The organism is Massilia sp. FBCC-B171 (genome assembly GCF_059134155.1).
In genome coordinates this window covers 3,816,848-3,841,262 of the sequence record NZ_CP101443.1, presented here as the reverse complement: position 1 = coordinate 3,841,262, position 24,415 = coordinate 3,816,848, and the positions used below count along the sequence as shown (strand labels likewise).

Genomic DNA, 24,415 nt, shown 5'->3' with positions numbered 1-24,415 from the left:
AAGCGCGCAGACCACGACAGGTACGCTGGCACGGCGTCCCGTTTGAAGATGAGTGCCGCCATTGTGGGCATCGTCATGGCGAATACAACCGGATCGGAGGAAGCGTTGAGTCATCCAGAGCCCCGTATCTATGTCGCCGGCCACCGCGGCCTCGTTGGATCGGCCATCGTGCGCGCCCTGCGTGCCCGCGGCCACTCGACCATCGTCATGCGCACGCACGACGAGCTCGAGCTGACCGACCAGCCTGCGGTGCGGGCCTTCTTTCGCAGCGAGCGCATCGACCAGGTGTATCTGGCCGCGGCCAGGGTCGGCGGCATCCATGCCAACAACACTTATCCGGCGCAGTTCATCTACGACAACCTGATGGTGCAGGCCAATGTCGTGCACGAAGCCTGGCGCGCCGGCGTCGAACGCCTGCTGTTTCTTGGCTCCTCCTGCATCTATCCGCGCCTGGCGCAGCAGCCGATTCGCGAGGAATTCCTGATGGAAGGCGCGCTCGAACCCACGAACGAGCCGTATGCCGTCGCCAAGATCGCCGGCATCAAGCTGTGCGAAAGCTACAACCGCCAGTACGGCACCGATTTTCGCAGCGTGATGCCAACCAACCTGTATGGACCGGGCGACAACTACCATCCGCAAAACAGCCATGTGATCCCGGCGCTGGTACGGCGCTTCCACGATGCCAAGGCGAGCGGGGCGGGCGAGGTCGTGATCTGGGGCAGCGGCAAGCCGATGCGTGAATTCATGTATGTCGACGACATGGCCGCAGCGAGCGTCCATGTGATGAACCTGGCACCCGAGGACTACGCGAGCAGCACCGACCCGATGCATTCGCACATCAACGTCGGTACCGGCCTGGACGTCAGCATCCACGACCTGGCCCAGATGGTGCGCGAGGTCGTTGGTTTCGAGGGGCGCATCGTCTTCGATGCAAGCAAACCCGATGGCACCCCGCGCAAGCTGCTCGACGTATCGAAACTGCGCGCGCTCGGGTGGAGCGCCAGCATGCCGCTGCGCGAAGGTTTGCAGCACGCCTACGCGGCCTTTCTTGCAGCGCAGGTCGCCGATGTCGCGGCCTGATGCGGCAGGTGCGCCGATTGCCGTCCCGGCCCGCGGCCGGCTGCGCCTTCACCGCCATCCCCGCATGCGGGGAGGGCGCGCTTTCATCATTGTCGAGGACCTATGTTGACTATCGCTCGCAGGGAAGGAACACGAAGCAGGGCGGGCTGGGGCGCCGCTTTGGTGCTGCTCGTGCTGGGGCCGTTATCGGGTTGCGGCGACAAGGCGCCGCCGGCCAAGCCCGGACAGGCGCTGGCCAACGTGAATGGCGAAGAGATCACGGTCCTGCAATTGAACGAGGAGCTGCAGCGCGCGGGCGTTCCGGCGGCCCGCCAGCAGCAGGCCAGCAAACAATTGCTGCAGGCGCTGATCGACCGCGAACTGCTCGAGCGCGCGGCCGTGGGCGAAAAGCTCGACCGCGACCCGAAGGTCATGGGGGCGATCGAACGGGCGCGTTCGCTGATCGTGGCCCAGGCCTACATGCAAAAGCGCCTCGCCAAGCTGCCGCCGCCCACGCCGGCCGAAGTCGAGGCCTATTACAAGGAGCACCCCGATTTCTTCGACAAGCGCAAGCAGTTCAGCATGGAGCAGCTCACGCTCGCCGCAACCGACCTCACGCCCGACGTGCGTGCGGCGGCCGACGGCGCGCGCTCGCTCGAAGAAGTGGCTGTCTGGCTCGATGCGCAAGGCATCAAGTACGGACGCGCCCAGGTCACGCGCAGCACCGCCGACCTCAATGCGGCCCTGTCAAAGAAGCTGCTGGGCATGAAGAAGGGCCAGCTGTTCAGCGTGCGCGAGGGCGAACGCGCCATGCTGCTGTCGCTGGCCGAGGTGCGCGACGCGCCGGTGCCGCTGACGGTCGCCGCGCCCCAGATCGCGCAGTTTCTCGTCACCCGCAAGAACAAGGAATTGGCGGCGGCCGAAGTCGAACGCCTGCGCCAGGGCGCGAAGATCGAATACCTGAACAAGGACCTGGCGCTCGATCGCAAGAGCGCGCCTGCCGCAGGCGCCGCCAACAAGCCCGTACCCGATAACGCCGCACTCGACCGTGGCGTCGCCGGCCTGAAGTAAGCGCAATGGATGGATTCAGCGAGGAGCGATCATGAAGACATTTGCACACTGGATTGCCGCCGGCCTGCTGGCGCTTGGCGCAGGGCTCGGCCCAGGACTTGCCGTGGCGGCCGAAGTGCTGCTCGGCCCGGGCGACGTGGTGCGCCTGTCCGTCTACGGCAGCCCCGACCTGTCGGTCGAGACGCGCGTGAGCGAAGGCGGCGCGATCACCTTTCCCTTGCTCGGCCAGGTCGCCGTGGGCGGCATGTCGGTGGCGGCGGCTGAAAAGAAAATCGGCAGCCTGCTGGAAAAAGGCGGCTACCTCAAGAAGGCCGAAGTAAACATGCTGGTCACGACGCTGGCGAGCCAGCAGGTGTCGGTGCTGGGCCAGGTCAACCGGCCGGGGCGCTACCCGGTCGAAGGAAGGCGCAAGGTGCTCGACCTGCTGGCGATGGCGGGCGGCGTCAGCGCCGAGGGCAGCGACCTGATCAGCCTGGTACGCACGCGCGACGGCAAGACCACGCGCGAGACGATCGACATCGTCGACATGGTGCGCAAGGGTGAGCTCGACAAGGACGTCGAGGTGGCCGGCGGCGACATCATTTTTGTCGAGCGGGCGCCGCGCGCCTATGTGACGGGTGAAGTGCAGCGGCCCGGTGCGTTTCGCATCGAGCGCGGGATGACGGTCCAGCAAGCGATCTCGGCCGGTGGCGGCCTTACGCAGCGCGGCAGCGACAGCGGCATGCGCATCACCCGGCGCGATCCCGACGGGCGTCCCGTCACGCTCGAGGTGCGCGCCAGCGACCCGGTGCAGGTCGACGACGTGATCACCGTGCGCGAGAGCTGGTTCTGAGCCGACCGGAGCTGCCATGAACCTGCGCCAATTCCTGTCCCTGCTGCGTGCGCGCCGCCGGCTGATCCTGGCAAGCCTGTTCGCCACCGTTCTGCTTGCGCTGGGCTGGAGCCTGGTGCAGAGCAAGACCTATACCGCCACCGCGTCGGTCCTGCTGAACTACAAGGGCGTCGATCCACTGACCGGCGTGACGATGCCGGGGCAGCTCCTGCCGGGCTATATGGCGACCCAGATCGACATCATCAGCAGCAAGAACGTGGCCCTGCGCGTGGTGGACCGGCTGCGCCTGGCCACCAGCCCGGTCGTCCTCGCCCAGTTCCAGGAAGCGACCGAGGGCAAGGGAACGGTACGCGACTGGCTCGCGGACTTGCTGCTCAGGCGGCTCGACATCAAGCCGGCGCGCGAATCGAGCGTGGTCGAGATCAGCTTCAAGGGCGCCGACCCCGCCTTTGCCGCAGCGGTGGCGAACGCGTTCGCCGAGCAATACCAGAACGCCAGCGTGCAGCTCAAGACCGATCCGATGAAAAAGACCGCGTCCTATTTCAACGAACAGACGAAGCAATTGCGCGACAACGTGGAAAACGCCCAGGCGCGCCTGTCGAAATACCAGCAGGAGAAGGGCATCGTCAGCCTGGACAACAACCGCGTCGACGTCGAACTGTCGCGCCTGAACGACTTGTCGACCCAGCTGGTGGCGGCGCAGGCGGCGGCGCTCGAGGCGACCTCGCGCGAACGGATGGCGGGCAGCGGCGCCGCCAACTCGCCCGACGTGGCCAACAATCCGCTGATCCAGAACCTGCGCGTCGCTTTGGCCGCGGCCGAGGCCAAGCTGGCCGAGGGCATGGCGCGCTACGGCAGCAATCATCCGCAATACCAGGCCGCGCGCGCCGAGGTCGACAAGATGCGCTCTGACCTGAATGCGGCGCTCGGCATGGTCTCGAAGAGTGTCGGCGGCAATGCGCAAGTGCTGCGCCAGCGCGAAGATCAATTGCGCGCCGCACTGGCCGCGCAAAAGACGCGCGTGCTCGAACTGAACCGTACGCGCGACGAACTGAGCGTCATGCTCAAAGACCTCGACAGCGCCCAGCGCGCGTTTGACTCCGCCAGCGGACGCTTCTCGCAAACCCGGATCGAGGCCCAGGCCGAACAGTCGGACATCGCGGTCCTGAATCCGGCGGTGGCGCCGAGCGAGCCGTCCGGTCCCCGTGTGCTGCTCAATACGCTCGTCGCGATCCTGCTCGGCACCGTGCTGGGGCTGGGGCTGGCCCTGCTGCTCGAATTGCTGCAGCGTCCAGTGAGGTCGGGCGGCGACATGCAGGAGCTGCTTGGCATTCCCGTGCTCGGCACCATCGAGTGGCATGCGGCGCCCCGGCGCACCGGCCTGCGCGCCCTGATCGGACCACGCCGGCCCCTGCGCCTGAACTGAAAGGACGCTGCGATGAATTCACCGATCCTGTCATCCTTGCCGCTCGATGCGGCCGAAGCCGTCGACGTCGCCGATTCACGCATGGGCATGCTCCTGCAGGAGGCGGGCAAGCTGACGCCGGAGGACGCCGAGCGCGTGCTGCGCATGCACCGTGACCTCGGCATCCGCTATGGCGAAGCGGCGCTGCGCCTGGGCCTGGTGGGCGAGGACGACATCCGCCAGGCGCTGGCCCGCCAGTTCGCCTATCCCTACGTGCTGCCGGGGCAGGCCGGCTATTCGGCGCGGCTGGTCGCCGCCTATGAGCCATTCTCGCCCCAGGTCGAGGCCTTGCGCGCGATTCGCAGCCAGCTGATGCTGCGCTGGTTCGCACGCGGCCAGCGCGCGCTGGCCGTCGTCGGCGCCGACCCGGACGATGGCGCCTCCCTGTTCGCGGCCAACCTCGCGGTCGTCCTGTCCCAGCTTGGCGAGCAGACCCTGCTGGTGGACGCCAACCTGCGCGGCCCGCACCAGCACGAGATCTTCGGGCTCAAGCCGCGCCAGGGCCTGTCCGACCTGCTGGCCGGGCGTACCGGACTCGACGTCATCGTGCGCGTGCCCGACTTCGTCGACCTGTCGGTGCTGCCTGCCGGAACCGTGCCCCCGAATCCGCAGGAGCTGCTCAGCCGCGAAGCCTTCCGCAGCCTGCACACCTTGCTTTCGAGCCGCTACGACATCGTGCTCTACGACCTGGCGCCCTTCGGCGCCGGCGCCGATGCGCTGGCCGCGGCCGGGCAGGCAGGCGGGGTCCTGCTGGCCGCGCGCAAGGACCATACGCGGGTGGCCGATGTGGCGCGCATGGCCGAGCAGCTGGTCGAGGCGGGGGCCGAAATCGTCGGCGCCGTCGTGATGGAGTTCTGAGTGAACGGGGACGCACGCTCCGGCGTCGCGCTGCCAGGCGCGCCAGGCAGCGGCAAGAGCGCAGCGCCTGGCGCCGAACCGGCCCGCGCGAGTGGCGCCGGCAGCAGCACCGGCAGCAGCACCGGCACCGGCACCGGCACGCTCGGCAGCGGCCCGCAACGCGACCGGGCCGGCGCGCGGCCCCAGGACGTGCTCGACCGGCTGCGCGCCGGCCTGCGCGAAGCCTTGCCGGAATGGTGGCCCATCTGGCTCGGCCTGGCCCTGCTGTTCCTGCCCACCTTTGCCGACCTGTTCACCGGCGCCTGGATCGGCGAGGAGCAGGGACACGGGCCGATGATTTTCGGCCTGGCCTTGTGGCTGATCTACCGCAAGTGGCCCGAGGTGCGTGTCCTGGAGCCTGACGCGTCGGCGATGGGCTGGCCGGTGCTGATCCTCGGCCTGCTGCTGCACCTGCTCGGGCGCACCCAGCACATTTTGATGTTCGAGATCGGCGCCATCGTCCTCGCGCTGGCCGCCATCGTGCTGGTCAAGCGCGGCGTGCGCGCGCTGCGCGTGCTCTGGTTTCCCTTCTTTTTCATGCTGTTCATGGTGCCGCTGCCGAGCGAATTCGTCGCTGCCGTGACGATGCCGATGAAAATGGCGGTCTCCTGGGCCACCGAGCAGATCCTGTTCGCCGCCGGCTATCCCGTGGCCCGCTCCGGCGTCATCCTGCAGATCGGCCAGTACCAGCTGCTCGTGGCCGATGCCTGCGCCGGCCTGCAAACCCTGCTCACGCTCGAAGCGCTCGGGCTGTTCTACCTGAACCTGATGCGCCACCCGTCGGCGTTTCGCAATGTCGGGCTGGCGCTCCTGATCATCCCGATTTCGTTTTCGGCCAACGTCATCCGCGTGATCGTGCTGACCCTGGTCACGTATTATCTGGGCGACGCCGCCGGGCAGGGCTTCCTGCACGGGTTTGCCGGCATGGTGCTGTTCCTCACGGCGCTGGCGCTGATCCTGGCGGTGGACTCGAGCCTGCAATGGGCTGCGCGCCGGCGTACCGGCGGCGCACGGCGGGGCAAGAGGCGGGGCAAAAGGTGGCGCAAATGAGCCGGCGCTTCTTTGCCAGCCTCGTGCTCGGCGCCGCCATGGCCGTCACCTCGGCCCTGACCGTGGCCCTGACGCCAACGCCGAAAGCCGCGCAAGCCCAGGCCGCGTTCAGCCTGGAGGCCATGATCCCGGCCCGCTTCGGGTCCTGGCGCATCGATCCGCATATCATTCCGCTCACGCCGAACCCCGAGCAGCAGGGCGTGCTCGCGAAGATCTACGACCAGACCCTGTCGCGCACCTATGTCGATGGGGCAGGGCGGCGTGTGATGCTGTCGATTGCCTATGGCGGCGACCAGAGCAAGGCCCTGCAATTGCACCTGCCCGAGGTCTGCTACGTGGCCCAGGGTTTCCAGCTGATCCGCGACGGCAGCGACCGCCTCGCGACGGCGTATGGGCCGCTGCCGGTGCAGCGGCTGGTCGCCCGCCAGCAGGAACGCAACGAGCCGATTACCTACTGGATCACGATCGGCGAACACGCCACCCGCTCCGGCATCGAACAAAAGCTGCGCCGCCTGGCCTATGGCTTGTCCGGTGAGATTCCCGACGGCATGCTGGTGCGGGTATCGAGCATTGCGGAAGACGAGCCCGGCGCCTGGCGCATGCAAGACCGCTTCATCGCCGAATTGCTGGCCGCGCTGGGCGCGGCCGACCGTGTCCGCCTCATCGGCTCCGGCGCCCGCTGAGCTTGACCGCCATGTCCGCTACCGTCCTCCAGTATTTCTTCAGCTCGCTGCCCTTCGTGGTGGTGGTGATGCTGGCGTTGGCCGGGTTGCTGGCCGCCGGGCTCGGCCTGGTATGGCCGCGCCTGCTGGTCTACCCGTATTTGTGCGCGTTCTTCTGGATCACCTCCACCAGCTACGGCAGCCTCGCCCTGTTCGTGACGCCCGGCGTCTACAGCCGCGGCTCCGGCCTGCTACTGTTTCCGGTGGTGCTGTGGACCATGCTCGGTGCCTGGTGCTGCGCGCGGGTGGCGGCCATTTTCACGCACGGCACGGCAGCGCCCTGCAACCTGCGTCCCTGGTTCTGGGGCTGGACGGCGCTGCTGTGCGCCCACCTCGGCGCGGCCGTGCTGGCCGGCGTGCCGCCGAAGGAGGCCCTGGCGCCCTCGGGCTTTTCCAATATCGTCTGGATGGGGCCGCTCATCGCGCTGATGCTGCTCGCCTTCCGCACCCGCGAACATGCGATCGAGCTGGGGCGCTTCATCATGCTGGCCGGCCTGGTGCGCGCCCTGTACGGCCTGGCTCGCTGGGCGGCCTTCGGCGGCGACCCGAACAATGTTTATGCGAACATGAATGCGATCCGGATCCGGCTTACCTTTTTCGACATCAACGACAGCATGCTGTGCATGATGGCGTGCGCCATCGCGGCCATGGGCTTGTTCGGGCCGCGCCCGGCTCCCATCGTGCCGGCGGCAGGCGCTCCCGCGGCGGCGGGCCGGCCGGTCTGGCGCGCGTTCGAATGGCTGACGCTGCTGGCGACGGCGGCCTGCATCGTGCTGTCCTTCCGGCGCAGCGCCTGGATCGGGTTCGTGTGCGGCTGTGCCATCGTCCTGCTGCGCTTTCCGCTGCGCCGCCGCGTGCAGCTGGTGCTGGCGGCGCTGCCCCTGGTGGGCGGCGCGCTAGGCTACGCGGCCCTGCGCCGCCTTGGCCAGACGCGTGGCAGCGAGGGCCTGGCCAGCCTGTTCTACGACATGCAGTCGGGCCGCTTCGGTCCCGAAAGCGAGCGCGTGCTGGAACTCAAACTGGTGCTGGCCGACATCCTGGCGCGGCCCTTCACCGGCATCGGCGCCTGGGGCCGCTACACAGGCTACCAGCAGATTTCCTGGCAAGCCAATCCGGACGGAGGCCTGTTCGTGCACAGCGGCGTGCTGCACATCGCCCTCAAGAGCGGCTTGCCGGGCCTGGCGCTGCTGGTCGGCACGGTATGGGCCTTCGTGCTGGCGGCGCGCCATGCACTGCGCACCCTGCCGCCCGAGCTGCTGGGCCTGGGCACGGCGGGCGTGGCCGCCGTCGCCTTCATGATCCCGGACCTCCTGATCGGCACGCCATTTCCCCAGGTGCGCACGACGCAGATGCTGGCCCTTGCGCTGGCCCTGCCATATGTGGCGCTGGCGGCCGGCAGCGTTCCCGCCACCGCCACGCGCAGCACCCACGTGCGCCTGCGTCCCGACGTGGCGCCGGCATGATGGCGCGCGCGCCGGCCGCCGGCCATCCGCCATGAACCTGCGCCTGTATCGCAACGCCTGGGCGAACCTGCTCGGCGCCGCCGTACCGGCGCTGGCGGCGCTGGCGACCATGCCCCTGGTCGTGGCCGGGCTGGGCGACGCCGGATACGGCCTGTACTCGCTGGTCACGGCCATCGTCGGCTATTTTGCGGTGATCGACATCAATGTCACGGCCGGCTCGGTGAAGTACATCGCCGGCCAGCATGCGCGCGGCGAGCACGACCGGGTCGCGGCGACCATGTGCTTCGGGCTGGTCGTCTACGCCCTGATCGGCCTGGCCGGCGCGCTCGCCATCTACGCCGGCGCCCAGGCGCTGGTGACGCGCGTATTTTCCGTGCCGCCCGCGCTGATGCAGGAAGCAATCGCCTGCCTGCAACTGGCCGCGCTCGGCTTCCTGTTCGGGCAGCTGCAAAGCTACCTCAACAGCGTGCCCCAGGGCCTGATGCGCTTCGACGTGTCGGGGCTGATCGAAATGGTGTTCGGCACCCTGGTGCCCTTGCTGACGGTCGCGGTGCTCTTGGCGGGGCAGGGCCTGTTCGAGGTGATCCTGCTGCGGATCCTTGCCAGCGCCCTGCATTGCCTGGTGCTGTGGCGCGGCGTCCGGCGCCTGCTGCCGCAGTTGCGCTGGCGCTGGCCGGAGCGCAGCCTGCGCGCGAACATCCTCGGCTTTTCCGCCTGGTCCTTCCTGTCGCGCTTCGCGGCGCTGTCGTATGCGCATGCCGACAAACTCATCATCGGCGCGCTGGTGGGCGTCACCGGCCTGGCCTACTTCACGGTGGCGGCGACCCTGGCCAACCGCGTGCTGGGGCTGAGCTTTCGCCTCTCCGGCGTTTTTTTTCCGGCAGCGAGCGCAATGGCGGCCGGCGGCGAGCTGGCGCGGCTGGACCGTGCCTATATCAAGGCGACACGCTACGTCGTCTACCTGAACGCATCGATGCTGGTGCTGCTGGCCGTCTTTGCCTACCCCTTGCTGGCGCTGTGGATCGGCCCTGGCTTTGCTCGCAGCGGCGCCATCGTGCTGGCCCTGATGGCTTGTTCGCAATTCGTCGATTCGCTCACCAGCCTGCCATCGCTCGTGAACGACGGCATGGGCCACCCGCGCCTGTCCGGCCTGTTCGCGGTGGCGCGTGCGCTGGCCGGGCTGGGCATGGTCTACCTCGGGGTGGCCGGCTGGGGCATCGCCGGCGCGGCCTGGGGCCACCTGGCCGCATCGATCGTGTTCACGCTGGCCTTTCTGGTGGCCGTCCATGGCCGCACCGTGCCGACCGGCCTCGCGCGCCTGTGCAAGCATGCCTACCTGCCCGGGTTCGGGGCGGCCGGCGCCGTCGCGCTGGGCGCCGCCCTGGCCGAGCGCATGTTCGACCGCGGCACGGTCGATTTCGTGTTGATCGCGGCCACCACGGCGGCCTTGCTGACGCTCTTCGGCATGACCTTCGTCGCCGAGCCGGTCGACCGGCGCTGGGCCTGGGCGCGCGTCAAGGCGCTGGCGGGTGGCTGGTAGCATGCGCATCCTCCTCGTTTCCGAAGACTTGCCAGGCGAGCGCATCGGCGGCCTGGGCAAGCACGTGGTCACGCTTGGCAATGCCTTGCTGGCGCGCGGCCATGCGGTACAGATTCTGGGGCGCAACGATTGCGCTCCGGAGGGGGGAGCGGCGCAGATCGGCTTTCGGGGCCGGTTCGTCCCGGGCTTCGATCTCGCCCATCCGGGCTGGAAGGAAAAGCAGCTGGGCGTGTTCAATCCCCTGAAACGCCCCTATTTCGCCCGCAAGATCGCGGCCGCCCTCGAGCGCCATGCCGCCAACTTCGATGTCGTGCATTACCACGGCCACCTGCCGCTGCTTGGCCAGTACGTCGACCCCCACATCAATTTCGTGCAGACCCGCCACGACCAGGGCAGCGAGTGCCTGGTCCACCTGCGCTTTCGCGATGGAGACGTGTGCACGACGCGCAATGCGCGCGACTGCAGCGCCTGCATCGGGCCGGGCGCAGGCGCGCTGCGACAAGCGGTTACGGCCATGGCGGTCGATGGCTACCGCCATGCCAGCGCGCGCGCATTTGCCAGGCACAAGACGGTCTTCGTGTCCGAGTTCCTGCGCCGCCAGTTCATGCGCGCGGTGCCGGGCGCCGACCTGGCACGCTGCCGCGTGATCCCGAATTTCGTCGACTACGCGGCGCTGCGCCAGGCGGCGCAAGGCGCGCCGGCGGCGCGGGCAGGGGAGGTGGCCCTGGTCGGGCGCATCGATGCCGGCAAAGGTTTTGGAGAATTCCTGGCCGCGGCCAGCGGCCGGCTGCCGCCGCATGCCGTCATCACGCTCGCCGGCGACGGCCCCGAGCGCGCGCCGTTGGAGGAGCGCCACGCCGGTGCGCAGGTGCGCTTCCTCGGCTGGCAGGACTATCCGGCGGCGCTCGCCCTGGCCGCGCGCAGCCATGCCTGCGTCGTGCCCTCGGTGTGCGAGGAGGCATGCAGCACTACGGTGCTCGAAGCCCTGGCCTTGGCTAAGCCGGTGCTGGCGCTGGCGCGGGGCGGCACGCCGGAACTGGCCGGCTACCAGCAATACCCGGGACAGCTGCAGCTGGCCGACACCATGGTCGAGCTGGTCGAACGCCTGCACGCCACCCTGGCGGCACCGCCATGGCCGCATCTGCTGGCGGCGCGCTTCGGCGCCGACGCCGCCATCGTCATTTCCCGCCTGGTGGACCTGTATGCCGAATGAACCGCGCTTCTCGATCGTCACCTGCACCTGGAACAGCGCCGCCACCCTGGGCGACACGCTGGCCTCGCTGCAAAGCCAGACCTGGCGCGATTTCGAGCATGTGTTCGTCGACGGCGGGTCAAACGACGCCACCCTGGACATGCTCGCCGCCTATCCCGGCAACAAGCGGATCCTGCGCGACGTGGGCGGCGGGATCAGCCGCGCCATGAACCAGGGTATCGCGGCGGCGCGCGGCGCGATCGTCGCCCACCTGCACGCTGACGATTATTACGCCAGCCCCGAGGTGCTGGCGCAAGTAGCGCGGCAGTTCGATGGGAGCGGCGCCGCCTGGGTCGTCGGCAAGATCCAGGTATTAAAGGAAGGGCGCCTCGTGCCGCCCTTCCCGATGCGCCCCTACAGCTACCAGGCCTACGCGGCGGGACGCGTGAGCATCGCCCATCCAGCCGTCTTCGTGCGCCGCGAATGGTTCGCGCGCGTCGGCGCTTTCGATCCCGGCCTGCGCTACGCGATGGACATCGACCTCTGGCTGCGCCTGGGCGCCCTGGCCGCCCCGGCGCAGCTGGACGCGACCCTGGCCGTGTTCCGTGAACACGCCGGCAGCGTCTCGTCGGCCAACAAGCTGCGTGCGCGCCAGGAAGAATTCCGGGTGCGGCGGCGCCACGCAGGGCGCGCGCCGCTGGCCTTCGCCATGTATTGCCTGCGTTACCTCAAGCGCATGCATCGCTTGCGCAAGGCAAGTGCCGATCCCCGCTGACAAGGCATGTTGGCGCTTTGACTTTGTGAACAAAACACAGCTATTAGCACTGTGAAATCTAGGACAAACAACTGTATTGCTCCGGCGTTGTATTTCCATGAGGCAACCTGAGAAATTGATGAGTTCCGATAAAAAGTTGCCTTTGTTCAATTTCTTACTGCGGTAACATCATTTTGCGTCGAACAGCGTTGCTCTACGTAAATACGCTGTTCCAGCAGTGTGCGGACCACAGGTCCGCCGGAAGTCATCCATCGTTCTCGGAGCATCATTCATGAAATCCCATCTTCGCGGCCTGGTCCAGGCCCTTGCCCTGGCATCGCTGTGTGCACTGTCGCTCAACGCGCACGCGGACTGGGCACTGGCAAGCGATCCGCTGATCGTCCAGCCGGGTCCTGCAGGCGGCGCCATCCAGGCGCAAAATCCGCCCGGCTTTACCTGGGCGCGCCATCCGACCGGCCCGGCCGCCTATGACATCGAGATCACCCCCGCCGGCGGCGCGCCGATCGTCGCCGTGGTCGAACGCAACTGGTATCTGCCGACCAAGGCGCTGCCGCTCGGGAATTACACCTGGCGCGTGCGTCCCAGCGGCAGCAGCGACTGGTCGACGGCGCGCAGTTTTTCGCTGACGACCCGCTCGACGGTGTTCGAAGTGCCCGATAACGCCACGCTGCGCTCACGCATCGCGTCCAAGTCGCGTCCGCGCGCCTTGCCGCCGTCGTTTACGCTGTATTCGACCTGGAGCGCGGGCAAGAAGGCCGAGCTCGATCCCTACGTCAGCCGCATGACCAACGAGATCAAGCTGCAGATGAATGCCTTGCCAAACCTCGTCGACGGGCGCTGGCCAATCACGATCCTGACCCCGCTCACGGCCGCCATGGCCGCGCAGCAGACCGACATCCGCCAGCGCATCAACGAAGCGAGCCGCCAGCTCGAAGCGGCCAGCGCGATGTGGCGCATGAAGCGCGATCCGCTGTTCCTGAATGAGGCGCTGCGCCGGGGCGACCAGCTGGCCAGCCTCGATCCGAAAGGCCCGACCAGCTATGTCAACCAGGACCAGGCCACGCGCCAGATCTCGGTCTCGCTGATCAAGGCAATCGACTCGCTCGCGGGAGACCTCGACGCCGCGCGCAAGGCGCGCTGGCTCGAAACGGTGCGGGTGCGTACCGAGGAAATCTACCGCAACCTGGCCGGCGACAACGGCCGCCTCGACCAGTACCCGTTCGACTCGCACGGCAACACGAGCCTGGTGTTCCTGGTGCTCATTTCCTCGCTCTCGCTGGGCGACATTCCCGAAGCGCAGAAGTGGTTCGATTTCTCCTTCCGCGCCTACGCCAATGCGCCGTCGCCCTGGGCCGGCCCGGAAGGCGGCTTTGCCAACGGCACCGCCTATGCCGAATACGCGGCCGGCTACCTGGTGCAGCTGTGGGATCCGCTCACGCAGGCAACCGGCGTGAACTTCTACGCCAAGCCCTGGGCGCTCGGCTTCCTCGATTTCGCGACGCAGTTCACGCCGCCGGGTTCGAAAATCCATGCCTTCGGCGACGGTTCGGAAACCAAGCCCGACACCCGCGTCTTCCACGCCTTCGGTTCGCGCATGGTCTCGCCGCGCGCGGCCTGGTATGTTTCGAAACTGGGCGGCACCGAAGACACGCTCTCGCTGCTGCAGGCGCCATACCCGATGCCGGTGGCCGACACCAAGGTCCTCTCGCCGCCGTCCTCGAGCGCGTATTACCCGAGCATCGGCTGGGTCGCCATGCACAGCGACATCGGTTCGACCGCGCGCAGCTCGCTGTTCTTCAAGTCCAGCCCCTACGGCTCGTTCAACCACAGCCATGGCGACCAGAACGGCCTGCTGCTGTCGGTGGCCGGGCAGCCGCTGCTGGTGAAGGCCGGCTGGTACGACTGGTACGGTTCGCCTTACTGGAGCGACTGGTACCACCAGACCCGTTCGCAGAATTCGATCACCTTCGATGGCGGCAAGGGCCAGCTGGTGACCGGCTACCGCGAGCAGCTCCAGCGCAACGGCAAGATCATCGGTTTTGCCGCCCAGCCGAGCTATGACTTTGCCGAAGGCGATGCCACCGCCGCCTATGGCGGCCAGTTGACGATGGCCAAGCGCCAGGTCTGGCACCTGCGCAATGCAAGCAATGCGATCCTGGTGCGCGACCGCCTGTCGGCGACGGTTCCGCATACCTACGAATTCAACCTGCATGCCCCGGTGGCGATGACGGTCGAAAGCCCGAGCGCGGTGAAGATCGCGATCAACGGCCAGTCGGTATGCGTGCGCTCGCTGAACGCGAATGCCAGTTTTTCCCAGTGGATCGGTCCGGGAGCGAAGACCAACGTGGTCGAAGACCATGGCGCCTTCTACCTGCCGAACGACGGCAAGTCGGTCGCCGAATTCCTGGTGCTGCTCGACGTCGGCTGCAAGCGCCCGGCGGTGCAGGTGAGCACGTCCGGCACAGTGCGTACCGTCACTGTTGCGGGGCAAAGTGTCACGTTGAATTGAACGCAGCCGGGCGCCAGGCCGCGCTAGAGTAGGTGCGGAGGGAATCATGAAACAGGTTTTCCTGATCCATGCGCACAAGGACCTGGTCCAGCTCAATGCCTTGGTGGCGCGCCTGTGCGACCCGGAGTTCGCCCTCTACCTGCACCTGGACCGCAAGTGGCAGGTCGATCCCGCGCTGGTCGACCGGCGCGCGCACCAGGTCGCGCCACGCGTGGACGTGCGCTGGGGCGGCTACAGCCAGGTGCAGGCCACGCTTGCCTCGCTGCGCTACGTGCTCGCGCGCGAGCCGGACTTCGACAAGCTGGTGTTCCTGTCGGCGCAGGACTATCCGGTGCTGTCCAGGGGCGCGCTGAAGGCGGCGCTGGCGGCCGCCCGCGGCGTCGAGCTGATCGACACCGTGCCGATCGGCCCCGGGGGCTGGCCGGCCGCCTACCGCTACCAGTATTTTTATCGCGAGGGCAGTGCGCTGCCGCTGCGGCTGGCCTGCGCGCTGGCCAACCGCGCGCTGCGCCTGCTGCGCCGCACGCGCCGCTTTCCCGCGGGTTTGCAGCCGTACGGCGGCTCGACCTGGTGGACGCTCTCGCGCGCCTGCCTGGCCGAACTGCTGGCGCTGGCCGATGCGCGCCCCGAGCTGGCGCGGTTTTTTCGCACGGTGCTGTGTGCCGACGAAATGTTTTTCCAGACACTGGTGATGGCATCGCCCGCCAGGGACCGGGTCCTGGGCCGCAATTACCGGTATGTGCAATGGCCGGCCGGCGCGGCGCGCAATCCGCAAGTGCTGGTGGACGCCGACTTCGCGCGCATCCGCGCCTCGGGCGCGCATTTTTGCCGCAAGCTCGAGGGCGAGAAAAGCGCCGGCCTGCGCGCGCGGCTCGACGCCGGGGCTGCCGATCCGGACTAGCCAGCGCCGGCTGGCCTTTGCTCCTTGATCGCCCTCAATCGCGCGCCCCGCGCGCTTGCCCGCCGGCCGGCCCGGTTGCGAAGGCCGTGCGCTAGTATCGACCGACACCTCGACAAGGCTTCCATGCGCACCCGCCCATTTTCGATTGCCTTCATCGTGCGCGACCCGCTGCCGCCGCTGCGCGCCGATCTCGCCACCCTGTTCGGCGCCGAGATGCCGCGCCACGGCGTGCAGACCGAGCTGGTGGGGCAGGGCGGCAGCCTCGACGGCAAGCCCTGGCGCGCTGGCGGAATGCACATCGTCGGCAGCCTGCGCAGCCGCTTCGCCAGCGTGCTGGCCCCGCTCTGGGATGCGCTCGGCCTGCTGCGCGCCTGGCGCCGCGCGCGGCCCGACTGCATCCAGGTGCGCGACAAGGTGGGCAGTGCGCTGCTTGGCCTGCTGGCGGCGCGGCTGCTGCATCTTCCTTTTGTCTACTGGATGTCGTTTCCGATCGTCGAAGGCTTCGAGGTGCGGCGCGATGCGCTGCTGCGGCAATACCGGCTGCTGGCATGGTGCGGGCATGCGCTGCGCGCCTTGCTTGCGCGTCCCGTCATCTACCGGCTGGTGCTGCCGCGCGCCGACCACGTGTTTGTCCAGAGCGAGGCCATGCGCGACTGGCTCGCCACGCGCGGTATCGCGCCTCGCCGCATGACGCCGGTGCCGATGGGCGTCGACGCCGCCCTGTTCGACCGCGCCGCCATCAAGCCCAGCACTGATCCGCGCCTTGCCGGCCGGCGTGTCGTGCTCTACCTGGGGCGGGTGGCCAGGTCGCGCCGCTCGGACTTCCTGCTCGACGTGGCCGAGCGCCTGCGTCTGCAACTGCCCGAGGTGCTGCTCGTGATCGCCGGCGAGGCGCCTTCGCCGGACGAAATGGTCTGGATGCGCCATGCCATTGCGGGGCGCGGGCTCGGCCACCACGTGCTGTTCACGGGCTGGCTGACGCAGGCGCGGGCGCTGGGCTATGCGGTGCGGGCCGAAGTGGGCCTGTCGCCGATTCCGCGCGGGGTGCTGTTCGACGTGTCCTCACCGACCAAGCTGGTCGAATACCTGGCGCTGGGCATCCCGGGCGTGGCCAACGACATCCCCGACCAACGCCGGGTGATCGAGGAAAGCGGCGCAGGCCTGTGCGTGCCGATGCAGGCCGACGCCTTTGCCGACGCCACGCTGCGCCTCCTGCGCGAGCCCGCGCTGGCGGCGCGCTGCGCCGAACGCGGCCCGCCCTGGGTGCTGGCGCACCGCACCTACGACATCCTGGCGCGCGAGGTGGCAAGCGCCTATCAGCGGATCCTGACGCCATGTGGACCTGGTCGCTGAAGGCCACGCTGCGCTCCCTGGTGCGCACGCTGTTGCGCGGCCTGTGGGGCCGTCTGCTGGTCTACCCCAGCCTGCTTGCGCACGAGCGCTCGGCGGCGCGCCTCAACCGCGACGTCCTGCTGCGCGCCTGGCGCCTGGGGGTACAGGTCGCGCCCGACGCTACCCGGCTGCGCCGCGCCGATCCGGCGGCGCGCTTCGTCACCAAAACCATGTTGCGCAGCCACCCCGAGCGTTTCGTTCGCCGGCGTGCGCCCGGCTCGCTGCTGCGCAACGCCATCCGTACCAGCGGCACCTCGGGCACGCCCCTGACGCTGGTGCAGACCCTGGGCGCCGTGATCCGCGAAGAAGGTTTCATCCAGCGCCAGCTGCGCTGGATCGGCTGGCGTCCCGGACAGCGGCGGGCCTGGATCCGCGGCGACATCGTCTGCGCCGACCGTCCGCTCGATGCCCGCTACTGGTGCCATGACTGGTTCGGCAGGATGCTGCTGATGTCCTCCTACCACTTGTCCGAGTCTTCCATCGGCGCCTACATCGACGCGCTCGAACGTTACGACCCGGTGGTGCTGCACGCCTACCCGTCCTCGGTCGGCGCGCTGGCGGCCTGGCTCGAGGCGCATGGCCGGCGCTACCGCGGCAGGGCGCTGCGCGGCGTGCTCACCTCGTCCGAAACGCTCGAGCCCGGCGTGCGCGCGCTGGTCGAACGCGCCTTCGGCGTGCGTGTCTTCGACTGGTACGGGCAGGCCGAGCGGGTGGCGGCGATCGGCACCTGCGAACGCGGCCGCTATCACGTGCTCACCGATTATGGCGGCGTCGAACTGCTGGCGGGCGAAAGCGGGGAGTGGGAACTGGTGGGCACCACCCTGAACAACCCCGCCATGCCGCTGCAGCGCTACCGCACCGGCGACCGGGTGGTGCCGGGCGACGGCAAGCCTTGCCCCTGCGGGCGGGTGTTTCCGACGGTCGAGCGCGTCATCGGGCGCCAGGAGCGCAGCGTGACCCTGCCGGACGGGCGCATCATCACCCGCCTGGACCGCGTGTTCCAGGGGCACGACCGGCACCTGATCGAGGGCCAGGTGTTGTATGGCAGCGACGGCAGGTTCCGCTTGCGGATCGTCGCCACGCAGGGCTTTACGGCCACGCACGAGGCCGCGCTGGTGGCGGCTTTCCTGCTGCGCGTACCGGGCGTGGAGGTCGTGGTCGAGCGCGTTGCCGCGATTGCGCGCGGCCCGAACGGCAAGTTCGAATTTCTGGCCGTGGAAGGCTGAACCGTGCGCGGAAGGGGCAACAGTTGATGTATGATCGAAATATTGTACCTTTATTAAGAATAGTGAAACCGTCTCCCGCCATCAGATCACACGCGCTCAGCATGCCAGCACCCTCCGCTGCCGGGGCGTGCGCATGAAAGCGCGTGCGCCGCGCATCCTGATGCTGGGCACCGCGCCCGAGGGGCATGGCGGTGTCGCGGCGCTGGTGGCGGTCTTGCGTGCCGGCGGTTTGTTCGACAGCGCCTCGGTGCGCTATGTGAGCACTCACTGCGAGGGCAGCCTGGCGGCCAGGCTGGCGGCGGCGGCCAGCGGCTTTCGCCAGGCTGTTCAGGCCTGCCTGTGGCGCCGGCCGGCCATCGTGCACGCGCATGCGTCCTCGCACGGCAGTTTCGCGCGCAAGTCCCTGCTGCTGTGGCTGGCGCGCTGCGCCGGCTGCCAGACCATTTTCCACCTGCACGGCGGGGGCTTTCGCCAGTTCGCCACCGTCAAATCGAACGCGCTGCTGCGGCGCTGGATCCGCCATACGCTCGAGCGCAGTTCGCTCGTGATCGCGCTGACCGAAGGCTGGGCCGGGTTCTTGCGCAGCTTCGCGCCGCGCGCCCGCGTGACCGTGGTGCCGAATGCGGTGCCGCTGCCGCAGCTGCGCGCCGGGCGTGCCGAGCCCGGCCGCATCCTCTTCCTCGGCCGCGTCGAGGCTGCCAAGGGCGTGGCCGAACTGCTGGACGCCGCCGCGCTGCTGGCGCCGCGTTTCCCGCGCCTGCACCTGGTGCTGGCCGGAAGCGGCGAGCTGGAAGCATGGCGCCGCGCCGCCTGCGAGCGCGGCATCGGCGCTCGGGTCGAATTCACCGGCTGGCTCGACGCCGCCGCACGCGAAGAACAATTGGCGCGCGCTGCCGTCTTCTGCCTGCCGTCGCATGCCGAGGGCTTGCCGATGGCGCTGCTGGAGGCAATGGCGGCAGGCAAGGCCGTGGTCGCCAGCGCGGTCGGGGGGATTCCCGAGGCCGTGCACGACGGCGAGAATGGCCTCCTGGTGCCGCCGCGCGACGGCGCAGCGCTGGCCGCGGCGCTGGGGCGTATCCTCCAGGATGCACGCTTGCAGGAAGAACTCGGCATACGCGCACGCGCGCGGGTAGCGCAACACTATTCAACAGAGGTGATCTGCAGCCAGTTGACTGCGATCTATAACGATTTGGCGGGGACACGATGAACGCAACAGTACGCATGGTTTGGTGGGTGAATCGTCTGCGCTGCATGTCCGTGGCCGAAATCGGCTACCGGGTGCGCCAGGCGGCACGCGCGAAAATGGCCCGCGGGGCCGCCTTGCGCGCAGCGCCCGCTCCCTTGCCGCGGGCACGCACCTTCAACGTCCACGGTGCACCCATGCTGGGCCCGGCCCAGGTCGACGCGCTGCTGGCCGAGGCCGACCGCATCTGCGCCGGCCACGTCGTGTTGTTCGCCGACCGCAGTTTCGACGTCGGCGTGCCGACCGTCTGGAACCGCGATCCGGACAGCGGCGTCACCGGTCCTTCGGTGTTTTCCGGCGACATCGCCATCGACAACCCCGAGCTGGTCGGCGACATCAAGCACGTCTGGGAACTGAACCGCCACCTGCATCTCGTGCGCCTGGCGCAAGCCTGGAGCGTCTCCGGCGACGTGCGCTGGCTGCACGCGCTCGAGCAGCAGCTGCGCAGCTGGCTCGACCAGTGTCCGCCGCTCACCGGTCCGAACTGGATCAGCCCGATGGAGCTGGGCATCCGCCTGGTCAACTGGGCGCTGCTGTGGCAACTGGTGGGCGGCGAGGCGAGCACGCTCTTCGCCGGCGAGTCGGGCCAGCGCCTGCGCACCGACTGGTTGGATAGCATCCATGCCCATTGCCGCACCATCTCGCGCAACCTGTCGCGCCATTCCTCGGCCAACAACCACCTGATCGGCGAACTGACGGGCCTGTTTGTCGCCGCCTCGGTCTGGCCCTGCTGGAAGGCCTCCGGCGCCTGGATGGAGCAGGCGCGGCGCGAACTCGAGCAGCAGGCGCGCCTGCAGTATTCGCTCGACGGCGTGAACCGCGAGCAAGCCTTTGGCTACCACGTGTTCTCGGCCGAGTTCCTGTTCGTTGCCGGCCTGGTCGGCCAGGCCTGCGATGTCGCGTTTTCGCGCACCTACTGGAGCGTGCTGCAGCGCGCGCTGCGCTTCCTGCGCTCGGTGCGCGATGTCGGCGGGCATGTGCCGATGGTGGGCGACAGCGACGACGGCAGCGTGTTCCGCCTGGACGTGGCCGGCAGCGACCGCGCGGCCCAACTGCTGGCCCTGGGCGAGACCGTGTTCGGCGCCCAGGCAGCCGAGCACGCGGGCGTGCGCTGGCTGCTGCACGCGCTGCCCGGCAAGCGTCCCGATGCCGACCCGCACGAATCCGATACAGGCTGGGCCTTTCCGGACGGCGGCTACCTGCTGTTCGGTTCGCAGTTCGGCGAAGAGAACGAAATCAAGGGCATGCTCGACTGCGGCCCGCTCGGCTACCTCGGCATCGCCGCCCATGGCCATGCGGACGCCCTGTCGATGACGCTGTCGGTGGCGGGGGAGCAGGTGCTGGTCGACCCGGGCACCTATTCGTACTGGCAGGACCAGAAGTGGCGCGATTACTTCCGCGGCACCTCGGCGCACAATACGGTGCGCGTGGACGGGCGCGACCAGTCGGTCTCGGGCGGGCGTTTCATGTGGCTGCGCAAGGCGCGCGCCAGCATCGAGCGCATGCCGGCCTCGCCCCATGAATTCGATTTCCGCGGTTCGCACGACGGATACGCGCGCCTGTCGGACCCGGTGCGCCACCTGCGCAGCGTGCGTTTCGACGCCGCAACCAGCACCCTGGTGGTACGCGATGAGGTGGCTGCGAAAAAGGCCCATCCGCTCGAGCTGTTCTGGCATTTCGCACCGGAACTGAACGTGCGCCTGACCAGCACCGGCCTGCACGTGCGGGGCAAGCGCTTTGCCCTGCAGATGCAGGCCAGCGGCGCCGACCTGAAACTCGAACTCGTGCGCGGCGCCGAGAACCCGCCGCTGGGCTGGTATTCGCGCTGCTACGAAGCGAAGGAACCGAGCGACGTGTTGCGTATCTCAACCGTATCGTCCGCCGTTCCGGTGGAGTGCAGGTTTACAATAACGTTTTTTTAAGTCGTTAATCTTTCATAATTATTAGAGTTGTATAGGGAAGTCTGAACATGCTTATTTATCTGGTCGCGGGCGCTAGGCCCAATTTCATGAAGATCGCTCCGATCGTGCGTGCCCTGCAGGCACAGTCGGCGCTGTCGTTCAAAATCATCCACACGGGTCAGCACTACGACCGCGAAATGAACGACGTGTTCTTCGAGGAACTCGGCATTCCGCAGCCGGACGTCTTCATGGCCGCCGGCGGCGGCAGCCATGCCCAGCAAACCGCCAAGATCATGGTCGGTTTCGAGGAACTGTGCATGGCCGAGCGCCCGGCCGGCGTGCTGGTCGTCGGCGACGTGAACTCCACGTTGGCTTGCTCGATCGTCGCCAAGAAACTCAATATTCCGGTCGCCCACGTCGAAGCGGGCCTGCGCAGCGGCGACATGTCGATGCCCGAGGAAATCAACCGCCTCGTCACCGACAGCATTTCGGACTGGTTCTTCGCCACCGAGCCGGCCGCCGTCGAACACCTGCGCCGCGAAGGCAAGCCCGATTCGGCCGTGCACTACGTCGGCCACGTGATGGTCGACAATGTCCTGTTCCAGGCCGACAAGCTGACCCGCGCCGATACCTCCGGCTTCGAGACCGCCGCCTTCAAGGCTACCGCGCAGAAAGACGGCGGGCGCTACGGCGTCGTCACCATGCACCGTCCGAGCAATGTCGACGATCCGGTCATGTTCGCCCGCATCGCCGGCGCGCTCAAGGAAATCGCGAGCGAACTGCCGCTGATCTTCCCGGTGCACCCGCGTACCCGCGCCAACATCGAAAAATTCGGCATCGACCTCGGTCCGAACGTGACCCTGGCCGGCCCGCAAGCCTACATGGCCTTCCTCAATCTCTGGAAAGACGCGGCCGTGGTGCTGACCGATTCCGGCGGCCTGCAGGAAGAGACGACGGCCCTGGGCGTGCCCTGCGTGACCATCCGCGAGAACACCGAGCGTCCGGTGACGGTGGAAGAGGGTTCGAACGTGCTGGCTGGCACCGATCCGGAAAAAATCATGCTGGAAGCGCGCAAGGTCTTGCGCGGCGACGGCAAGCAGGGCCGCCGTCCGCATCTGTGGGATGGCAAGGCCGCCGAACGCATCGTGGAAGTACTGGCCCGCGAATTGGCGCGCAAAATGGCATAGGAAATGCGATGACCCCCGCCATCACGATGATGGGCTGCAGGATCGACAACCTGTCGATGGAGGAGACCCTCGGTCGTATCGAGGAATTCATCCGCTCCGGCAAGCCCCATCAGCACGTGGTGGTGAATGTGGACAAGCTGGTCAAGGCCAGCCGCGACGAAGAACTGCGCCGCATCATCAATGACTGCGCACTGGTCAACGTCGACGGCATGCCGGTGGTGTGGGCCTCGCGCCTCCTGGGGAGTCCCCTGAAGGAGCGGGTCGCCGGGGTCGACCTGTTCGAAGCGCTGATGCGCAGGTCGAACGAGCGCGGCTGGCGGGTGTTTCTGCTCGGCGCACGTGCCGAGGTAGTAGGGGCGGTGGCCGAGACCTACCGGCGCCGTTACCCGCAGCTGGTCATTGCCGGCTGGCGCGACGGCTACTGGCAGGGCGAAGCGGAGGAAGCGCAAGTGGCCGAGCAGGTCAGGGCCAGCGGCGCCGACCTGCTGTTCGTGGCGATCAGCTCGCCCAAGAAGGAACAATTTCTCGGACGCTGGCAAGAAACCATGCGCGTGCCTTTCGCCATGGGCGTGGGCGGCACCTTCGACGTGGCCATCGGCCGCGTCAAGCGTGCCCCGCGCTGGATGCAGCGCGCCGGACTGGAATGGTTTTACCGGTTTTTGCAGGAGCCGCGGCGCATGTTCCGCCGCTATTTTATCGAGGACATGGCCTTCATCGGGCTCCTGGTCAAAGAGGCGGCCGAGGCAAGAAAAAGGCGTTCCGCGGGACGCACGAAGTAAGGGATGACGCGGTCACAGAACCGCGGCCGAAAGACAAAGAGGGGAACGGTAACGATTGCCGTTCTTGAGCGCCGCAAACAGGCGCGCAACAACTGTTTAGAGAGTAACGACAATGAAGATTCTGGTTACCGGCGGCGTGGGCTATATTGGCTCCCATACTGTCGTCGAGTTGCAAAATGCCGGGTACGACGTGGTCGTGGTCGACAATCTCTCCAACGCCCGGCGCTCGGTCCAGGACCAGGTGCAGAAAATCACGGGCAAGTCCTTCGATTTCGTCGAAGCCGACATCCGCGACCGCGCAGCCATGGAAGCGGCCTTTGCGGCGCACAAGGTCGACGCCGTGATTCACTTCGCCGGCCTGAAAGCGGTCGGCGAATCGGTGGCGCAGCCGCTGCGCTACTACGACAACAATGTCTCCGGCAGCGTCGTGCTGTTCGAGACGATGGCGAAATTCGGCGTCAAGACGATCGTGTTCAGCTCGTCGGCCACGGTTTACGGCGATCCGGCCTCGGTCCCGATCACGGAAGACTTCCCGCTGTCGGCCACCAATCCCTACGGCCGCAGCAAGCTGATGATCGAAGACATCCTGCGCGACCTGATCAAGGCCGAGCCGGACTGGCATATCGCGCTGCTGCGCTACTTCAACCCGGTGGGCGCCCATGAAAGCGGCCTGATCGGCGAGTCGCCGTCGGGCATCCCGAACAACCTGGTGCCTTACATCGCCCAGGTAGCGACCGGCCAGCGCGAAAAGCTGTCGGTCTACGGCGGCGATTACCCGACCCCGGACGGGACCGGCATGCGCGACTACATCCACGTCGTCGACCTCTCGATCGGCCACGTCAAGACGCTCGACAAACTGGCGCAAGGCCCGGGCCTGGTGACCTATAACCTCGGCACCGGCCACGGCAACAGCGTGCTGGAAATGGTGCGCGCCTTCGAGCAGGCCAGCGGGCGCCCGGTGCCCTACCAGATCGTCGACCGCCGTCCGGGCGACATCGCCAAGTGCTACGCCGATCCGGCGCACGCGCGCGACGAACTGGGCTGGGTTGCCACGCGCGACGTCGCCCAGATGTGCGCCGACACCTGGCGCTACCAGACGATGTCCGCCAAGGCCTGAATTCGCACGGCGCCGATGACAGCGTCAACCAGACAATCCGGGCCGCGGCGCTGACGACGTTCGGCAGCGCGCTCCCGGCAGCACACAGAATAAG

The 24,415-nt window shown here is 67.8% G+C and carries 20 protein-coding genes; all 20 read left to right on the top strand.

The annotated features are described in order from the left end of the window. The first annotated feature begins 75 nt into the window (after positions 1 to 75). The 20 genes from fcl (at position 76) to galE (ending at position 24,321) form a co-directional block, all read left to right on the top strand. Positions 76 to 1,080, top strand: a complete 1,005-nt coding sequence (gene fcl, locus NMB41_RS17370) for a GDP-L-fucose synthase (RefSeq protein ID WP_494379054.1) — start codon at positions 76 to 78, stop codon at positions 1,078 to 1,080. A gap of 102 nt (positions 1,081 to 1,182) precedes the next feature. Next, positions 1,183 to 2,130 (top strand): EpsD family peptidyl-prolyl cis-trans isomerase, encoded by a 948-nt coding sequence (locus NMB41_RS17365; RefSeq protein WP_494379053.1) that lies wholly within the window; start codon positions 1,183 to 1,185, stop codon positions 2,128 to 2,130. Positions 2,131 to 2,161: 31 nt separating this feature from the next. Beyond that, positions 2,162 to 2,962 (top strand): polysaccharide export protein EpsE, encoded by an 801-nt coding sequence (gene epsE, locus NMB41_RS17360; protein WP_494379052.1) that lies wholly within the window; start codon positions 2,162 to 2,164, stop codon positions 2,960 to 2,962. A gap of 16 nt (positions 2,963 to 2,978) precedes the next feature. Continuing rightward, the gene (gene epsF, locus NMB41_RS17355) at positions 2,979 to 4,388 is read left to right on the top strand and encodes a chain length determinant protein EpsF (RefSeq protein ID WP_494379051.1); all 1,410 of its coding nucleotides are present in this window, start codon (positions 2,979 to 2,981) and stop codon (positions 4,386 to 4,388) included. Between the two features lie 12 nt (positions 4,389 to 4,400). Continuing rightward, positions 4,401 to 5,285, top strand: coding sequence for a chain length determinant protein tyrosine kinase EpsG (epsG, locus tag NMB41_RS17350; RefSeq protein ID WP_494379050.1), 885 nt, complete (start codon positions 4,401 to 4,403; stop codon positions 5,283 to 5,285). Continuing rightward, positions 5,286 to 6,374, top strand: coding sequence for an exosortase B (xrtB, locus tag NMB41_RS17345; RefSeq protein WP_494379049.1), 1,089 nt, complete (start codon positions 5,286 to 5,288; stop codon positions 6,372 to 6,374). After that, the gene (gene epsI, locus NMB41_RS17340; protein WP_494379048.1) at positions 6,371 to 7,057 is read left to right on the top strand and encodes an exosortase-associated protein EpsI, B-type; all 687 of its coding nucleotides are present in this window, start codon (positions 6,371 to 6,373) and stop codon (positions 7,055 to 7,057) included. The genes xrtB and epsI overlap by 4 nt, the downstream gene beginning before the upstream one ends. 11 nt (positions 7,058 to 7,068) lie before the next feature. Next, positions 7,069 to 8,559, top strand: a complete 1,491-nt coding sequence (locus NMB41_RS17335; protein ID WP_494379047.1) for an O-antigen ligase family protein — start codon at positions 7,069 to 7,071, stop codon at positions 8,557 to 8,559. A 31-nt stretch (positions 8,560 to 8,590) separates the two neighbouring features. Further along, positions 8,591 to 10,099 (top strand): oligosaccharide flippase family protein, encoded by a 1,509-nt coding sequence (locus tag NMB41_RS17330; protein WP_494379046.1) that lies wholly within the window; start codon positions 8,591 to 8,593, stop codon positions 10,097 to 10,099. Between the two features lies 1 nt (position 10,100). After that, a complete protein-coding gene (locus NMB41_RS17325; RefSeq protein WP_494379045.1) occupies positions 10,101 to 11,312 on the top strand; it encodes a glycosyltransferase family 4 protein in 1,212 nt (403 codons plus the stop codon). Next, a complete protein-coding gene (locus tag NMB41_RS17320) occupies positions 11,302 to 12,066 on the top strand; it encodes a glycosyltransferase family 2 protein (RefSeq protein ID WP_494379044.1) in 765 nt (254 codons plus the stop codon). Before NMB41_RS17325 ends, NMB41_RS17320 begins: the two co-directional genes overlap by 11 nt. A gap of 271 nt (positions 12,067 to 12,337) precedes the next feature. Beyond that, on the top strand, positions 12,338 to 14,575 hold the full coding sequence (locus NMB41_RS17315) for a heparinase II/III domain-containing protein (RefSeq protein WP_494379043.1): 2,238 nt from the start codon (positions 12,338 to 12,340) through the stop codon (positions 14,573 to 14,575). A 46-nt stretch (positions 14,576 to 14,621) separates the two neighbouring features. Next, entirely contained in the window at positions 14,622 to 15,476 is an 855-nt protein-coding gene (locus NMB41_RS17310; RefSeq protein ID WP_494379042.1) for a beta-1,6-N-acetylglucosaminyltransferase, read from the top strand. A 123-nt stretch (positions 15,477 to 15,599) separates the two neighbouring features. Then, on the top strand, positions 15,600 to 16,829 hold the full coding sequence (locus NMB41_RS17305; RefSeq protein ID WP_494379041.1) for a glycosyltransferase: 1,230 nt from the start codon (positions 15,600 to 15,602) through the stop codon (positions 16,827 to 16,829). After that, complete coding sequence (locus NMB41_RS17300; RefSeq protein WP_494379040.1) at positions 16,811 to 18,094, top strand: phenylacetate--CoA ligase family protein; 1,284 nt, start codon at positions 16,811 to 16,813, stop codon at positions 18,092 to 18,094. Before NMB41_RS17305 ends, NMB41_RS17300 begins: the two co-directional genes overlap by 19 nt. A 133-nt stretch (positions 18,095 to 18,227) precedes the next feature. Beyond that, positions 18,228 to 19,301 (top strand): glycosyltransferase family 4 protein, encoded by a 1,074-nt coding sequence (locus NMB41_RS17295; protein WP_494379039.1) that lies wholly within the window; start codon positions 18,228 to 18,230, stop codon positions 19,299 to 19,301. Further along, the gene (locus tag NMB41_RS17290; RefSeq protein WP_494379038.1) at positions 19,298 to 21,259 is read left to right on the top strand and encodes a heparinase II/III family protein; all 1,962 of its coding nucleotides are present in this window, start codon (positions 19,298 to 19,300) and stop codon (positions 21,257 to 21,259) included. Before NMB41_RS17295 ends, NMB41_RS17290 begins: the two co-directional genes overlap by 4 nt. Before the next feature lie 86 nt (positions 21,260 to 21,345). Next, positions 21,346 to 22,425 (top strand): non-hydrolyzing UDP-N-acetylglucosamine 2-epimerase, encoded by a 1,080-nt coding sequence (gene wecB, locus NMB41_RS17285; RefSeq protein WP_494379037.1) that lies wholly within the window; start codon positions 21,346 to 21,348, stop codon positions 22,423 to 22,425. 8 nt (positions 22,426 to 22,433) lie between these two features. Further along, positions 22,434 to 23,204 carry a WecB/TagA/CpsF family glycosyltransferase gene (locus tag NMB41_RS17280; RefSeq protein WP_494379036.1) on the top strand — a complete coding sequence of 257 codons (771 nt, stop codon included), beginning with the start codon at positions 22,434 to 22,436 and terminating at the stop codon, positions 23,202 to 23,204. Positions 23,205 to 23,316: 112 nt separating this feature from the next. Next, positions 23,317 to 24,321, top strand: a complete 1,005-nt coding sequence (gene galE / locus NMB41_RS17275; protein WP_494379035.1) for a UDP-glucose 4-epimerase GalE — start codon at positions 23,317 to 23,319, stop codon at positions 24,319 to 24,321. Positions 24,322 to 24,415 lie beyond the last annotated feature (94 nt).

Excerpts from the sequence above, each read along its gene's own strand:
- fcl (WP_494379054.1), top strand. The coding sequence starts at position 76 with ATGGCGAATACAACCGGATCGGAGGAAGCGTTGAGTCATCCAGAGCCC.
- NMB41_RS17365 (WP_494379053.1), top strand. The coding sequence starts at position 1,183 with ATGTTGACTATCGCTCGCAGGGAAGGAACACGAAGCAGGGCGGGCTGG.
- epsE (WP_494379052.1), top strand. The coding sequence starts at position 2,162 with ATGAAGACATTTGCACACTGGATTGCCGCCGGCCTGCTGGCGCTTGGC.
- epsF (WP_494379051.1), top strand. The coding sequence starts at position 2,979 with ATGAACCTGCGCCAATTCCTGTCCCTGCTGCGTGCGCGCCGCCGGCTG.
- epsG (WP_494379050.1), top strand. The coding sequence starts at position 4,401 with ATGAATTCACCGATCCTGTCATCCTTGCCGCTCGATGCGGCCGAAGCC.
- epsI (WP_494379048.1), top strand. The coding sequence starts at position 6,371 with ATGAGCCGGCGCTTCTTTGCCAGCCTCGTGCTCGGCGCCGCCATGGCC.
- NMB41_RS17335 (WP_494379047.1), top strand. The coding sequence starts at position 7,069 with ATGTCCGCTACCGTCCTCCAGTATTTCTTCAGCTCGCTGCCCTTCGTG.
- NMB41_RS17330 (WP_494379046.1), top strand. The coding sequence starts at position 8,591 with ATGAACCTGCGCCTGTATCGCAACGCCTGGGCGAACCTGCTCGGCGCC.
- NMB41_RS17325 (WP_494379045.1), top strand. The coding sequence starts at position 10,101 with ATGCGCATCCTCCTCGTTTCCGAAGACTTGCCAGGCGAGCGCATCGGC.
- NMB41_RS17320 (WP_494379044.1), top strand. The coding sequence starts at position 11,302 with ATGCCGAATGAACCGCGCTTCTCGATCGTCACCTGCACCTGGAACAGC.
- NMB41_RS17315 (WP_494379043.1), top strand. The coding sequence starts at position 12,338 with ATGAAATCCCATCTTCGCGGCCTGGTCCAGGCCCTTGCCCTGGCATCG.
- NMB41_RS17310 (WP_494379042.1), top strand. The coding sequence starts at position 14,622 with ATGAAACAGGTTTTCCTGATCCATGCGCACAAGGACCTGGTCCAGCTC.
- NMB41_RS17305 (WP_494379041.1), top strand. The coding sequence starts at position 15,600 with ATGCGCACCCGCCCATTTTCGATTGCCTTCATCGTGCGCGACCCGCTG.
- NMB41_RS17300 (WP_494379040.1), top strand. The coding sequence starts at position 16,811 with ATGTGGACCTGGTCGCTGAAGGCCACGCTGCGCTCCCTGGTGCGCACG.
- NMB41_RS17295 (WP_494379039.1), top strand. The coding sequence starts at position 18,228 with ATGAAAGCGCGTGCGCCGCGCATCCTGATGCTGGGCACCGCGCCCGAG.
- NMB41_RS17290 (WP_494379038.1), top strand. The coding sequence starts at position 19,298 with ATGAACGCAACAGTACGCATGGTTTGGTGGGTGAATCGTCTGCGCTGC.
- wecB (WP_494379037.1), top strand. The coding sequence starts at position 21,346 with ATGAAGATCGCTCCGATCGTGCGTGCCCTGCAGGCACAGTCGGCGCTG.
- NMB41_RS17280 (WP_494379036.1), top strand. The coding sequence starts at position 22,434 with ATGACCCCCGCCATCACGATGATGGGCTGCAGGATCGACAACCTGTCG.
- galE (WP_494379035.1), top strand. The coding sequence starts at position 23,317 with ATGAAGATTCTGGTTACCGGCGGCGTGGGCTATATTGGCTCCCATACT.